Consider the following 14,360-nt stretch of genomic DNA (forward strand, 5'->3'; position numbering starts at 1 on the left):
TTATCCGAACCTCCCTGTGATATAATCTTCCGTTCTCTTGTCAGAAGGAATTGAGAATAATTTCTCTGTGTCGTTGTATTCAATAACCTCTCCAAGCAGGAAAAATGCAGTATTGTCAGATATGCGGACTGCCTGCTGCATATTGTGTGTTACCATGACAATAGTATAGTCTTTTTTCAGTTCTGCCGCAAGGTCTTCAATCTTAGAAGTAGAAATAGGATCCAGTGCAGAAGTTGGTTCATCCATCAGAAGTACTTCCGGCTGCACTGCCAATGCTCTCGCGATGCAGAGTCGCTGCTGCTGTCCGCCTGACATACCAAGCGCGCTCTTCTTCAGACGATCTTTGCATTCATCCCAGATTGCCGCATCGCGGAGAGACTTCTCTACGATATCATCAAGCTTTGCTTTTGAATGGATACCGTGTGTTCTCGGTCCATACGCAATATTATCATAGATACTCATCGGAAATGGATTCGGCTTCTGAAACACCATTCCTACACGTTTTCTCAAAAGATTCACATCCATATTATGAAAAATATCCTCACCGTCCAGTGTTACTTCTCCTTCAATTCTACATCCTTCTACCAGATCATTCATTCTGTTTAATGATTTCAAAAGTGTAGACTTACCACATCCTGACGGTCCGATAAATGCTGTGATTTTATTTGCTTCGATATCCAGATTAATATTCTTCAGTGCATGGAAATCACCGTAATATAAATCCAGATCCTTAATCTTTATCTTTCCCATTTCGAAATTATACTTTCCTTTCTATGCTTTTGTCAGCCTCTTCGCCACAATACCTGACAACGTATTGATCACTACTACCAGCACCAGCAAAATGACTGCTGTTGCATACGCCTGATCCATATACAGACCTTCACTCGCAAGCAGATACATATGCACTGCCAGTGTTCTTCCTGATCCCAGTACACTTGAAGGTACCTGGGCTACCGAACCGGCCGTATAAATAAGTGCTGCTGTCTCTCCGACTATACGTCCGATTGCGAGGATCACGCCCGCCAGAATACCAGGCACGGCAGACGGCAGAACAATATAAAATACGGTACGCAATTTACCTGCTCCAAGTCCAAAGCTTCCTTCCCGGTAAGAATCCGGAACAGACAGAAGTGCTTCTTCCGTTGTACGCATAATCAGAGGAAGAATCATGATTGCCAGCGTAAATGCTCCGGCCAGAAGCGAAAATCCCCAGTGGCATGTACTTACAAAGAACAACATTCCGAACAATCCATATACGATAGATGGAATACCCGACAAAGTCTCTGTAGTAAGTCTGATAATATCCACAAATTTATTGCCCTTCCCAGCATATTCAGCCAGGAAAATCGCTGAAAAAATACCAATCGGTACTGCCAGAAGCAATGACAGCAATGTCATAATAACAGTATTGATCAGTGCCGGCATCAATGATGCATTCTCCGAATTATAGTGCAAAGAGAATAGCGATGGTTTCAGGTACGGTACACCATGTACCAGAATATATATGATCAAAAAAATCAATACCGTAAATGTAATAAGTGCCGCCAGTTTTACCAGAATCATCATAATAAGCGAAGCCGGATGGCGCAGATAAGAATGCATCTTCTGTGAAAAATCATTTTTCTTATTCATGATCTGCCCTCCTCTTTAATATTGCTACCGCCGCATTAATAATCAGAATAAATACAAAAAGTACAACTCCTGTCGCGATCAATGCTTCTCTGTGAAGATCTGCCGCATATCCCATTTCAATGACAATGTTGGCTGTCAGGGTTCGTACACCTTTGAATATACTTCCTGTAAGTCTTGGCTGGTTACCGGCAACCATAATAACTGCCATGGTCTCTCCGATCGCACGTCCGATACCTAATACAACTCCTGCCAGAATACCTGACTTGGCTGCCGGCAGTACTGTGCGAAATATACTTCTTTCGTGTGTTGCACCAAGCGCAAGTGAACCTTCATAATACTGTGGTGGCACAGCACGGATTGCAGACTCTGTAACTCCGATGATTGTCGGCAGAATCATCATTCCCAAAAGCAAGGATGCTGTCAGAATACTGTTGCCATTTCCTGATTGTCTGATAATGCCTGCATGCTGCAGGGATTTGGCAATGTTCCTTATCCACGGCACCAGCACGACCAATCCAAAAAATCCATATACTACGGAAGGAATACCTGCCAGAAGTTCTGTTGCCATCTTCAGTGGACGATAGATCTGCTTCGGACAATAATGTGCCATATATACGGATGTCAGGATACCGATCGGCACCCCAAAAATAATCGCTCCGGCGGTCACATACAGACTTCCTACGATCATTGGCAGGATACCGAAGATATTGTTTTTCGGTCTCCATAGCGTCCCGCTTAAAAATTTTCCAAATCCGATCTCTTTCATTGCCGGGAGCCCATTTGCAAAAAGAAATATACAAATAAGCGCTACCGCCAGCACCGAAGCGCAGGCGGCAATGAAGAATACGCCCCGCATGAAAGATTCTTTCCATGCATTATGTTTCATTTATTTGGCTACCTCATCCCATGTAAGTGTTTCACCAGTGTAGATGCTCTTTACCTGATCGCTGCTCAGCTCATCGATCGTGCTATTCTTGTTTACGATGACTGCAATACCATCTGTAGCAATTACCTGCGCTTTCAGTCCTTCCGAAAGTTCTGTATCTTTCAGTTCTCTTGATGCCATACCGATGTCATAGGTTCCATCAATTGCTGATGTCATACCTGTTGTAGAATCAGTTGTCTGAAGTTCAATCTCTGCATCCGGATTGTTCTCTTTGTATGCCTCGATCAGTTTCTCCATCAGAGGTGATACAGAAGAAGATCCACCAACTACAATTTTTCCTGAAGGGTTAGATCCTGAAAATGGCTCTGCATTGTCATCAGAAATATATCCGTTCTCAGCTACAACAGCCTGACCTTCTTTACTGAGGATAAATGAGATAAAGTCTTTTGCAAGTTCGCTTTCGCTTCCTTCTTTTGTTGCAATGTTAAACGGTCTTGATACTTTGTAATCTCCACTCTTTACATTATCAGCAGTTGCTTCCGCTCCATCAATCTTAACTGCCTTTACGCTGTCATCCAGAGCTCCGAGAGATACATAACCAATCGCATAATCATCACCGGCTACTGTTGTCAGCATAACGGATGTACTGTTAGTGATCTGCGCCTCATCGGTAGTATTGTCAACCTTCTCATCTCCGTTTTTTTCTTCAATACCGAACAGTTCGATAAATGCTCCTCTTGTTCCTGATCCATCTTCTCTGGATACCACACTGATGTCATTTGCTGCATCCCAGTCAGAAGAAGCCTCCGTTTTACTATCTGAGCTGCTGTCAGACGATGTATCACTACTATTATTTCCGCATCCTGCGATCATTCCTGTCACCATGGCGCATACGCCAGCTACTGCTATAACTTTTTTAAATTTCATCTTTTCCATACTCCTTTTGTTCTGTGTTTTGTGTTCTTCACTTCACATTTAGAATCATACAGGTACTATGTTAAATCTGAAATCCAGGAAATGTTAAATACAAGTAAAAGATAAGAACGGCTGTTTTGCGAATATATGGGAGAAGTTCTGAACAGTTGCAGCAAAAAAAGCTCCCGCTCTACAAAATGTAAAACGGGAGCCTATGCCCTTAGACACTCTCTGTACGTTTTAATAACTCTTCCTGCTCTTTCAGCTTATTATCAGCCACTTTTTCCTGCAGCTCTGCCTGCGTCTCCTGATTGGCGACACACGCAAGAATTGCTTCATTTAACTGAAGCATCTTATCATCCAATGTTGCTACCATATCAGCACACTCTTTCAAATCCCTGCTGATATAATCCGGCGCATTGCCTTCAAACTTATAATATATCTTATGTTCCAGACTTGCCCAGAAATCCATTGCAATCGTCCGTATCTGGATCTCTACCTTCGTATCGACAACACTGTCTGACAGGAAAATCGGCACTGACACCAGCATATGATAGCTCTTATATCCGCTTTCTTTCGGATTCTTAATGTAGTCCTTGATTGACAACACCTTGAGATCTGTCTGATTACCTATCATCTCTGCCAATTTATATATATCAGAAGTAAAAGAACAGATCAGACGCACACCTGCAATATCATTCACATACTTCACCATGTTCTCGATCGATGTCTCGTGTCCGTTGCGCTTTAACTTCTTAACAATACTCTCCGGGGTCTTAATTCTTGTCTTGATGTGTTCTATTGGATTGTAACTATGTACATGCTGAAATTCATCATTTAAAATCTCCAGCTTTGTACCCACTTCCTTCAACGCTGACGTATATAAAAACATCACCGTCTTCCAGCTGTCTACATCCTCATAATTACGAATCGCTGTCTCCATACTGTAATAATCCTCTCCTCTCTATGGAAGAGTCTTAACGTACTTATTTGGTTTTAGTATAGCACAATTGTTGAAGTTTGTCATAAAATTCACACTTTTTTAAGAATGTCATTTCCTGTCATTTCTCAGAAAAGTATTTGTCTTTTACTTCCATGATGTTTATAATATCCACAAAACTCAATAATTTCCACATTCATCTACAGGAGTGATATACATTGTTAAAATATGATATTATACTGGACATCTGCAACACACACAGTCTTTCAGCTACTGCTGAAAAATACAGTTATTCCCAACCAGCAGTCAGCCAGATCGTAAAGAATTTTGAAAAGGAACTTGGCATGCAGCTCTTTACCAGAACCAAAGGTGGTATGCAGCTTCTCCCCGGAACAGAAAGTATCATTTCTTCTCTCCGTAAAATCTGTTATGAAGAAGACAATATCAAACGAATTGCTTCACGTCTGACCAGTCTGGAAAATGGTCATATCCGGATTGGTACACTCCAAAGTATCTCTTATCACTGGCTTCCGGACATCCTGCAGGAATTTTCTGAAGAATATCCGAATATTACTTTTGAAATAACTGTAGGTGGTTCTAAAAAAATTCAAGACAAGCTACAACAAAACAAACTTGATATCATATTCTCGTCAGATTATAAGCTCGCATCGAATGTGTCTTTTTATCCCCTTGGGTCTGACGAACTGATGGTCCTGACCTCCAGAACCCATCCACTCTCTGAACACCTGTCTGTGTCCATTCAGGATATTGCAAACGAAGAATATATATCAGATGTGGATAAACTGGACTTTGAAGCAGGAGAAATATTAGATAAATACGGGATACAGCCACAGATCCGTTTTTATATGAATGATGATTTTGCTGTTCAGAAAATGGTAGAAGCCGGATTTGGAATTTCCATTTTACCACAGCTATTACTCTATCATACGCCATTTGATATCTGCGTCCGCCCATTTACAGAACATTTTAAACGGACACTGGGAGTGGCATTCCGTAATGACACTGACATCTCCCCGGCTGTTCAAAAATTACTGGAATATGTAAGAAACTGGGAAGAAATCGCTGTAACTTTATAAGTATTTTATATTACCTCTATAAAAATAACGAATATTACCGTTATTTTTACAGGGGATTTTTTTATTATAAGAATTTTGAATTTTATCTATAATTTTTCATTAATTGGCGAATCCACTGTAACGGTGTATACTGTGCCTAACACAAAAAAGCAACCCTTATTAACACATTTAACTACAGAACAGGAGGAACTCACCATGACAGAATTTATCAACGTTTTACTTATAGGATATACCATATTACAGGCAGTTATGTATATTACCCTTGCAGTCAGAGAAGACAGAGAAGCAAAGGAAGCAAAAGAGAAAAGAAAGGACGTGAAGAATGATTCCGTACACAAACAGGTTCAGTTTCAGTCTATCTAATCATACGCTTTTCCGAAAAGCTTATGGCATAAAGCAACCCGAACGAGCACAGTTAAAGTAAACACTGTGCTCGTTCTTAATGCAGGATACACGTCAGTTAGCACTCTTTCCATTGATGAAATCTCATATATGTTTGTCTAGATTAATCCAAGTAATTTTTATAAAGCTTTTCAAGAATATTATGAATATGCTCCGACGGAAAGGTTTGATTTATTTTTGTTTTTTTATATTTATTCTGATCATTTTATTTACATATTATATTTTATATGTTAACATTATAATAATCCATGTAATTGCGACTATTTTTAGTTGCAAAACATTCTATACACATATATTATTATAATTAGGAGTACAAATGGGGAGAAAAGAAAAATTAATTAAAGAACTAAAAAAACGTCCAAAAACATTTGCTTTTGCAGATGCCGAGAGCCTATTAAATTATTTAGATTTTGTACATTCCGACAAAGGGAGAACCAGCGGTTCACGTATAATGTTTGTCAGCGAAACTCATGGTTCCATCTTATTACATAAACCGCATCCACAAAAAGATTTAAAAACTTATCAAATCAAGCAATTAGCCGATTATCTGGAACAGGAGGGATTAATTTGAAAAACACAATGGAATATCAAGGATATGTTGGTACAGTAGAATTTTCAGAAGAAGATCGGGTATTTTTCGGAAAAGTATTGGGAATCCGTTCATTACTATCCTATGAAGGCACAACCGGAGAAGAATTAATCAATGATTTCCACGGTGTAATTGATGATTACCTTGCGATGTGCAAAGAAAAAAAGATGAAGCCTGAAAAAGCATATAAAGGAAGTTTCAACATTCGGATTTCACCAGATTTACACAAAAAACTGGCAATACAAGCTATTGCCAATAATATGTCATTAAACAGCTATATTGAAAAAACATTAAATGCAGCTATAGCTTGATTTCCGTGGACATCGTTTTTTGTACGCTTCGCGTTAAACGGGATGCTCCGTGCTCCGCACTCCCTATCTCACGCTTCGCGTTAAAGCAGATCGCTTCGCGCTCTGTCACGGCAATTCGCATTCCGCAACTACGTTGCTCCATGCTCATTTCCGTGAGAATCGAAAAAGGTTAGATACCTTGGTGTACAAGCACCCCCTATCTCACGCTTCGCGTTAAAGCAGATCGCTTCGCGCTCTGTCACGGCAATTCGCATTCCGCAACTACGTTGCTTCATGCTCATTTCCGTGAGAATCGAAAAAGGTTAGATACCTTGGTGTGCAAGCACCCCGGTATCTAACCTTTTCCTCTTCTTTTAACGCTAAAACTCTATTCCTTCTCTGGCGGATCTTCCTGTGTCGTATGGATGTTTTACTTTGGTCATTTCGGTGACGTAGTCGGCGCATTCGAAGAGTGCGTCGGTCATGTGATGACCTGTCATGACGATCTCGAGTCCGCGTGGTTTGTGTTTTACGAATTTTACCAGTTTTTCTTCACTTAACAGTCCAAGATCTACTGCACAGACTGCTTCATCCATAACTAATACGTCGAAATTGATGCAGAATTTGGCAATCTCATCGAGTGCCTTGGTGTTGTAATGTCTGTACTCTGCCTTCTCTTCGCTGTTCATCTGATTATAAAACTTGGTATGGCGTTTGCCTGGAAGTAATGTGATATTTGGAATCATCTCCAGTGCTTTTCGCTCGCTGGATGAATTATCTTTCATAAATTGGAATACAAGTACCTTTAGTCCGCTTCCTGCAGCACGTATTGCCTGTCCCATGGCAGCTGTTGTCTTTCCTTTTCCGTCTCCGTAATAAATGTGAACGAGTCCTGTTCCCAGCATATTTCCCCCTACTTTCTCTATGTTGCTCTTTCTTACTTATCTGATTTTTCGGATTATTCAACGCCTTTTCTCCACTGATGAGCAGACTCATATGGATTTGGAACGTTTAAACCCTGGCATCATATATCTTAGGGGGTTATTTCTTATAAGTCAAGCTTCATATCGCCATACTTGATCCATTCTTTTTTGCGCATGAATTCTGAGATTGCCAGAGTTACAATTGCCGGCAGTACAATCTGGATCACCAGAATCTTGATCAGTACTACCATCGGTGCCTCTGTGGCAACCATAGTCTGCCATGTCATGATCTGACCGACCAGTCCTGCTGTTCCCATTCCGGAACCGGTTGCATTGCTTGTCATATGAAGCAGCATCGTTCCCACAGGTCCTAGGATTGCACTGGACAAAATGGCCGGGAGCCAGATTACTGGCTTACGTACGATATTCGGAACCTGCAGCATAGAAGTACCAATTCCCTGTGCCAGAAGTCCCCCTACTTTATTCTCACGATAACTTGCCACTGCAAATCCTACCATATTGCAGCAGCAGCCTACAGTTGCAGCTCCTGCTGCCAAACCTGACAGATTCAGGATAATACCGAGTGCTGCGGAACTGATCGGCAGCGTCAGGATCATTCCCATCAATACTGATACTACGATACCCATAATAAATGGCTGTTGTTCTGTTCCCCAGTTAATGAGCGATCCAAGCCACGTCATAAATCCTGTGATCGGTGGTCCAAGGATCAGTCCTACCAGCGAGCCAGCGCCAATCGTCACTAACGGTGTCACCAGAATATCAATCTTTGTCTTACCAGTTACTAACTGTCCGAGCTCAATGCCTACGTATGCAGCAAGAAATGCACCTAATGGCTCTCCCGGTCCTGCATAGACCATCGTACCTTCCACTAATACGGTACCAGCCAACAGTTTACTTGCAAATGCACCAACCATTCCGGCTGTTGCAGAAGATACCACTACCAGCTGACTACATCCAAACTTATATGCTACACCAATGCCGATGCCAGCTCCCGTCAATGAAGCCGCAACTTTTCCGATCACGAAGATCATATCCCCGATCGAGCCGCCGATCAATGTGCCAATCTGTTGAATGATTGTTCCAATGATCAGTGTTGCAAATAATCCCTGCGCCATACCGCTCAAACCATCAATAAATATTCTGTCAAATATTTTTCTGCACTTTCCCATAACAAAATCTCCTCATATCTACTCTCTATATTTGCATTTACAGCAAATTACAGTTGTCTTGTCACGTGGAAAGTCTAACATATGAACTTTATGAAATCAAGAATTGTTTTTCTTTTAACCCTTCTTCTACCAGATCCAGAATCCGGTCCGATTCCGCTTCAATCGTATGAAAATGAATATCTCCGGTCAGTTCTTTTAACGGTCTGGCTGTATTGCCAAGAAGCTTCTCCATAAATTCATCCACATCCCGTCTGCTATTGATAAAGAGATCCACCGATATCTGACCATATAATTCATGCTCAACAATCACATCCAACACCTTCGCCCCGGCATCCACAATACAGTAAAGCTCATCCCGCATCTGCTCATCCGTATGCTTCACTGCTACCACTCGCTTACAGGTCAACTTATCCTCCTGCTTGCCGTATAACATGTAGCCTCTGTTAGTAGATAAAATATTCCTATTCGTTGCACGCAGAAGTGCGATATCTTGCACGATTACCTGTCTGCTGACACCAAGCCTCTTTGCAAGGCTTGTACCGGACAATGGATCTTTTTCTGTATTTAAGAGTTCCATGATTTCTTTTCTTCTCTTATCTCCGTCCATATTTTTCACCTCTTGCTACATTGTTACACACCTATATCCATAAATGCAAGTCTTGACATTTACAGAATCTCCTCTTATGATACGAACAGGGAGGATGGACATATGTTTCGATTATGGGCTAAAGAATTTAAAGACAACCGAATGCTCCGTGACACCACAATCTGTGATGAATCTGAGGACACCCGCACACATAAGGTATTTCATGCATTGGACGAAGTCTGTTATGAGTTTGACCTGAGTAAGCCGATCTGGCTGGACAGCACCATCCAGGAATTCAAGCGCCACGCCAAGGCAAGATTCTATCAGGATAATTTTGTAGATTCCATTGATTTTGATTATCTGGAGATTCAGGTAATTGAAGAAGATTAAATAACAAACGGGAAGAGCTTCTATTTTATTGAAGTTTCTTCCCGCTTTTGTATTTATTCTGTTTTTATTGCTGCTAAAGGACTTAACTTCATCGCCCGGAGTGCCGGAAAGAATCCGGCCAGCGTACCGATCAATGTAGCAAATGCAATCGCTACCAGCACCAGCCATATTGGAATATACGACAGATTGCCTTCTATTCCCATGGCCGCTCCATGACCTGTCAGAAAGTTAATGATCGCTGACAGAATATAACTCAGCACCATACCTGCCACCCCACCGATCAGTCCGATAGAAGCAGCTTCTATCAGAAACATTTCCCGGATATTTTTCAGACTGCATCCCAGTACCTTGATGATTCCGATTTCTTTGGTACGTTCGTAAATGGACATCATCATAGTGTTGGCAATACCGATAGCAGCCACTAACAGTGATACTGCGCCGATGCCGCCAAGCACAGCCTGGATCATGCCCATCTGCTTCTTGGCACTCTCCATATACTCTGCATTGGTACTTGCATTATATCCCATTGACCGGATGCCGGACACAACCTCATCAAGCTTATCCTGATCATCAACCTTAACTTTCGCCGAACTGTAGCAGAAATCTTTATAAGGTTTCCCATTTTTCGTCGTTGGCTGACCAGGAATCGCACGACCGTTAAATTCTTTTTTCAGTACCTGTTTCAAGGTATCCAGATCGCAATAAATATTCTGATAACCTGTTTTATAGTTCTCCGGATCTCCTGCTATCACGCCGCAGGCTCTCACTGCATGTTTCTGGACAGCCTTCTGTGTCTGACTGCCATCACTGCTGCCACTACTGTCAGCAGAACCGTCTGTCGTCCCAAAAGCCTGTGTATTCTGCGCCGCATAATATCCGTCCTGATCTAACACCAGAAATACGCTGTCTTTTTCCAGATCAATATCTGCCAGTTCTCCTGTTTCATAATAGCTGTTGGTGCCACTTTTATCCGTAAAATTCGTAATGACTCCATTTCCATATATCAATTCTAAATTGCCGCTGTTCGATTTCGGCAGTCGACCGCCCTCTTTCAGATCCAGCTTCAAAGCCTTTAGATCCTCCGGTTTCATAGCAACCAATTCTGCCCATCCTTCATAGCCGCCTTTGAGCAGCAGCACAGACATATCATATTCCGGCGAAACACTTGTCACATGATCCAATTTGGCCAGTTCTGCAACCGCACTGTCATTCAACCTTTTTTCAGAGGCTTCATCGGAAGAATCACCGGAATAAAACATGCTTTCACCGCTTGCGATACCAGTTACATTAATCGTATTCATCCCTCCGGCATCTTCAATTTCCTGCAGCATGGCCTGTTGAAGCCCAAGCCCCAGTGAGATCATGACGACAATAGAAGTTGTACCGATCATGACGCCGAGAACGGTCAGAAATGTCCGGAGCTTTCTCCGCTTCAGATTATTGATGCTCATCCTCAGAAGGTCCATCCAGTTCATCCAGCAAATCCTCCTCTTCCTCTGCTAATTTCTGAGATTTCTTTTTCTTTTTGATCACTACTGCTGCCACAATGCCTGCAATGATCAAAATCACAAGAACGATCGGAACAATCGGAAGTCCACCGGCCGCATTCTCTTCCGGCATCTCGTCTACCACCGCATCGTCTGTCGCCTCAGTTACAGTAAAGTTAAATGTCTGTTCCGTTGTAGACACTGTTCCTGCTTCATCTTCATAAGAAAGTGTCATCTTCACCTGTCCATCTCCCTGTGTTGCCTGTATTCCCTCAAGCATCACATCAATTGAAGTACTGGAACCCGGCTCCAGATTGCCGAGAAATGTTTCATTTTTCTTGATATCCTCGCCTTCGAAAATAGCTTTTGCATTATACAGCTTAATTCGTCCCAGATTATACAGATTGCAGGATACATTTGCCTCTTCACCTATAGCTATGCTCTCCGGAGTAATCTCAAATTCGCTGAATTCGAATCTTGCATCCTGTTTCACCGGAATGGATATGCTCGAAGAAGCCTCGATCTGTGATGCATTGGCATCTTCGTATTTCATACTCACATTAATGCTGTATGGCTTCTGTACCAGATCTGCCTTCGCATTCAGATCGATCGATATATCTGCAGTGCCATTTGCAGCAATTCCATCCAGATAAATGGAATTTGAACCAGACGATGGTAAAAATGCAGGTGCAGTAGTCTGCTCATCACTGCCTTCTGTCGGTGCTTCCAGCTCAAACAGCATATTGCCGACTCTGCTGGATTTGGATGTGTTTTTCAGATGAAGTGTCAGTGTAAAATCACTTCCTGCCTTTACATCAGCAGGATTGGTAGTAAATCCGGTCACGATAACTCTCGGAACAGAACCATTGCCGGAAGCTTCACCGCCTCCGCCGCCACTGTACACCGCATCTCCATTGTCTACGCCGCCGGCATATGCATCAATGTTTCCGCCATCATTTGAACCACCTGCTGACTGTCCTGAATTATCGCTCTTCGAATCCTCCTTCTGGGATTCCGGTTTTGCACTGGTATTCACACTGTAGGTTACTTTATCATCATAGACTTTTTCGCCGCTTTCATTTTCCGCTGTCACTGCAAATGTCAGACGGTATGTCTTATCTCCCGCATCATCACGTTGTGTGAAATTAAACTTTACGCTTCCGCTATCACCTGCATTCAGCTCCGGGATGGATGCCTCATAGCTCTGATACTCTGTCTTAAACGGCCATTTATCTGTATTCTTTTTCAGTACCGGTTCTACCTTGATATTCTTCAGTGTCTGATCACTGTTATTCGCAACATTCAGTACAAAATCCTGCGCTTTTTGATACTGATAAGTCTGTACTTTATTCCCCGGTGTAGTTACTTTAAGTACTGCATCTGCTGCTTTTGCCGGCAGTATCCCCACTGTGCCCACAAGCATTGCTGCAATACACAAACTCATCAGCCATCTGCTTACTCTCTTCATTACTCTTTACCCTCCGTTTCTTTTTCTCCCCCGGCTTCGGCCAATTCCCGATTGTCCTCCACCTTCACAATCTTACCATCTATAATATGAAATACCCGGTCCGCGTAAGACGCCAGATGATTATCATGAGTCACCATGACAAGCGTCATATGCTGTTCTCTTACCACCTTTTGCATAAGCCGCATTACTTCTTCTGATGTATGAGAATCCAAATTTCCCGTTGGTTCATCCGCAAAGATAATATCCGGTTCTACAACCAATGCCCTTGCAACGCCTACTCGCTGCTGCTGTCCGCCGGACATCTGCTTCGGCAAATGCTTCGCGTGCTTCTCAAGTCCTACTAACCGCAGCATCTTTTCTGCCTTTTTCAGCCTTTTTTCTTTCGCTTCTCCTCGAAAGCTGAGCGGTAATGCTACATTTTCCAGTGCATCCATCGTTCCTAACAGATGAAAAGATTGAAAGATAAAGCCAACATGCTCCCGTCGAAATGTAACCAGCTGCTCTTCGTTCAGTTTCTCAATATGATGACCGCTGATGATCACTTCTCCTTTTGTGGGTCTCTCCAGACCTGCAAGCATATTTAATAATGTAGATTTGCCGGAACCGGAAGTTCCGACGATTGCACAAAACTCTCCTTCGTATATGGTAAAATCCACGCCATCCAGCGCACGGACTACTTCATTACCCAGTCGGTACAGCTTATACAGATGCTTCACTTCTATAACCTTCCTCATAACTTCCTCCTCTCCCCCTTGAATATCACCAGTATACCGATAAATACCAAAGAATATTGGTAGTATTTTCTTAATATTCTATGAATATTTCCCGATTGTCAATCCTTTACCTAACTGTTATGATGAAAGTAATCAAAAAACGAACGGAGATGCTCTTATGAATGATATTTCCATAACCGAAGCTTATTTTGTATACAGTGTCCGGGGCAAAGGCAAGCTTTCGGGCAATGACTGTCGAAAAGTAACCGGACTTCTCACAGCAGCCCTCTGGGAAATGACACAGAATGGACTGCTCACGCTCACCGATAACAGACTCTGTCTAAACGATGTCGAACACTTTACCAGATCCTGGTTTCAGCCGCTCTATGAACACATCAGGGAAATGGAATCAAACGACCTCTCCTCGCTTCTGCAGGATTATTGCAGCAGCTGGTCAGACCGACATCTAAATGCACTCTCCAACGAAATCGGACTCGTGCTTGAGAAGCAGAAACTGGTTACTCGCGCAAAGCTCGGTATTTTTAATGGCAGGACTTATTTCATGCCTCACCAGTCTGCCATTCCGGGGCTGAATGCTGAACTACAGGTCGATATCCTGTATCAGAACCCGGTTTCCGCAGACACTGCTTTTCTATGGCTCCTGCTGGAGCAGGGACAATGCATTCCATCGGACATTTCCGGAGATATGCGGGATACATTTGCGAGTAAAATAAAAGAAGCCCTCACAGAAGGTGCCGATTCGGCACTCATTTCTGCAAAAGCTCTGTTAGATCTGACCTTTTCACTCATGAAAAAAGGGCATCTGATCATGGATTAGAATTGTATGAAAAC

At 42.4% G+C, this 14,360-nt stretch carries 17 protein-coding genes; 6 read left to right on the forward strand and 11 right to left on the reverse strand.

Translation table 11 applies throughout. From position 1 onward, the window contains the following. From pstB to DWZ93_RS10685, 5 genes are all read right to left on the reverse strand, one after another. Window positions 1–750 (reverse strand): phosphate ABC transporter ATP-binding protein PstB, encoded by a 750-nt coding sequence (gene pstB / locus DWZ93_RS10665; protein WP_118452923.1) that lies wholly within the window; start codon window positions 748–750, stop codon window positions 1–3. A gap of 21 nt (window positions 751–771) precedes the next feature. Continuing rightward, window positions 772–1,632, reverse strand: a complete 861-nt coding sequence (gene pstA, locus DWZ93_RS10670; RefSeq protein ID WP_118452924.1) for a phosphate ABC transporter permease PstA — start codon at window positions 1,630–1,632, stop codon at window positions 772–774. Further along, window positions 1,625–2,518: a phosphate ABC transporter permease subunit PstC gene (gene pstC, locus DWZ93_RS10675; protein WP_118452925.1), complete on the reverse strand. Its 894-nt coding sequence runs from the start codon at window positions 2,516–2,518 to the stop codon at window positions 1,625–1,627. The genes pstA and pstC overlap by 8 nt, the downstream gene beginning before the upstream one ends. Beyond that, window positions 2,519–3,445 (reverse strand): substrate-binding domain-containing protein, encoded by a 927-nt coding sequence (locus DWZ93_RS10680; protein WP_118452926.1) that lies wholly within the window; start codon window positions 3,443–3,445, stop codon window positions 2,519–2,521. A 208-nt stretch (window positions 3,446–3,653) separates the two neighbouring features. Further along, on the reverse strand, window positions 3,654–4,376 hold the full coding sequence (locus DWZ93_RS10685; protein WP_243061272.1) for a GTP pyrophosphokinase: 723 nt from the start codon (window positions 4,374–4,376) through the stop codon (window positions 3,654–3,656). A gap of 215 nt (window positions 4,377–4,591) precedes the next feature. Between DWZ93_RS10685 and DWZ93_RS10690 the strand changes: the two genes are divergently transcribed. The 4 genes from DWZ93_RS10690 to DWZ93_RS10700 all read left to right on the forward strand — a co-directional run bounded on the left by DWZ93_RS10690 (window position 4,592) and on the right by DWZ93_RS10700 (window position 6,772). After that, window positions 4,592–5,470 (forward strand): LysR family transcriptional regulator, encoded by an 879-nt coding sequence (locus DWZ93_RS10690; RefSeq protein ID WP_118452927.1) that lies wholly within the window; start codon window positions 4,592–4,594, stop codon window positions 5,468–5,470. A 195-nt stretch (window positions 5,471–5,665) separates the two neighbouring features. Next, complete coding sequence (locus DWZ93_RS14740) at window positions 5,666–5,833, forward strand: hypothetical protein (protein WP_158574311.1); 168 nt, start codon at window positions 5,666–5,668, stop codon at window positions 5,831–5,833. A 355-nt stretch (window positions 5,834–6,188) separates the two neighbouring features. Beyond that, window positions 6,189–6,443 carry a type II toxin-antitoxin system HicA family toxin gene (locus DWZ93_RS10695; RefSeq protein WP_118452928.1) on the forward strand — a complete coding sequence of 85 codons (255 nt, stop codon included), beginning with the start codon at window positions 6,189–6,191 and terminating at the stop codon, window positions 6,441–6,443. Next, a complete protein-coding gene (locus DWZ93_RS10700; RefSeq protein ID WP_118452929.1) occupies window positions 6,440–6,772 on the forward strand; it encodes a type II toxin-antitoxin system HicB family antitoxin in 333 nt (110 codons plus the stop codon). Before DWZ93_RS10695 ends, DWZ93_RS10700 begins: the two co-directional genes overlap by 4 nt. Window positions 6,773–7,131: 359 nt before the next feature. On the opposite strand, the gene DWZ93_RS10705 is transcribed toward DWZ93_RS10700, so the two are convergent. From DWZ93_RS10705 to DWZ93_RS10715, 3 genes are all read right to left on the reverse strand, one after another. Further along, a complete protein-coding gene (locus tag DWZ93_RS10705) occupies window positions 7,132–7,656 on the reverse strand; it encodes a cob(I)yrinic acid a,c-diamide adenosyltransferase (protein ID WP_118452930.1) in 525 nt (174 codons plus the stop codon). Window positions 7,657–7,799: 143 nt separating this feature from the next. Beyond that, the gene (locus DWZ93_RS10710) at window positions 7,800–8,864 is read right to left on the reverse strand and encodes a PTS transporter subunit IIC (RefSeq protein WP_118383411.1); all 1,065 of its coding nucleotides are present in this window, start codon (window positions 8,862–8,864) and stop codon (window positions 7,800–7,802) included. 88 nt (window positions 8,865–8,952) lie between these two features. Further along, the gene (locus DWZ93_RS10715; protein ID WP_118383410.1) at window positions 8,953–9,471 is read right to left on the reverse strand and encodes a transcription repressor NadR; all 519 of its coding nucleotides are present in this window, start codon (window positions 9,469–9,471) and stop codon (window positions 8,953–8,955) included. Between the two features lie 102 nt (window positions 9,472–9,573). On the opposite strand from DWZ93_RS10715, the gene DWZ93_RS10720 reads away from it, so the two are divergent. Next, window positions 9,574–9,840, forward strand: a complete 267-nt coding sequence (locus DWZ93_RS10720) for a hypothetical protein (protein WP_118383409.1) — start codon at window positions 9,574–9,576, stop codon at window positions 9,838–9,840. Window positions 9,841–9,893: 53 nt separating this feature from the next. Here DWZ93_RS10720 and DWZ93_RS10725 read toward each other — a convergent pair whose 3' ends face one another. Genes DWZ93_RS10725 through DWZ93_RS10735 form a run of 3 tightly spaced genes read right to left on the reverse strand, consistent with a single transcriptional unit; the run spans window position 9,894 to window position 13,529 of the window. After that, entirely contained in the window at window positions 9,894–11,315 is a 1,422-nt protein-coding gene (locus tag DWZ93_RS10725; RefSeq protein WP_118452931.1) for an ABC transporter permease, read from the reverse strand. Further along, window positions 11,278–12,795, reverse strand: a complete 1,518-nt coding sequence (locus tag DWZ93_RS10730; RefSeq protein WP_118452932.1) for a COG1361 S-layer family protein — start codon at window positions 12,793–12,795, stop codon at window positions 11,278–11,280. The genes DWZ93_RS10725 and DWZ93_RS10730 overlap by 38 nt, the downstream gene beginning before the upstream one ends. After that, complete coding sequence (locus tag DWZ93_RS10735; RefSeq protein ID WP_118452933.1) at window positions 12,795–13,529, reverse strand: ABC transporter ATP-binding protein; 735 nt, start codon at window positions 13,527–13,529, stop codon at window positions 12,795–12,797. The genes DWZ93_RS10730 and DWZ93_RS10735 overlap by 1 nt, the downstream gene beginning before the upstream one ends. Before the next feature lie 157 nt (window positions 13,530–13,686). On the opposite strand from DWZ93_RS10735, the gene DWZ93_RS10740 reads away from it, so the two are divergent. Further along, window positions 13,687–14,346, forward strand: coding sequence for a hypothetical protein (locus tag DWZ93_RS10740; RefSeq protein ID WP_118452934.1), 660 nt, complete (start codon window positions 13,687–13,689; stop codon window positions 14,344–14,346). Window positions 14,347–14,360 lie beyond the last annotated feature (14 nt).

This window comes from Dorea sp. AF36-15AT (assembly GCF_003477705.1).
GTDB lineage: Bacteria > Bacillota > Clostridia > Lachnospirales > Lachnospiraceae > Claveliimonas > Claveliimonas ammoniilytica.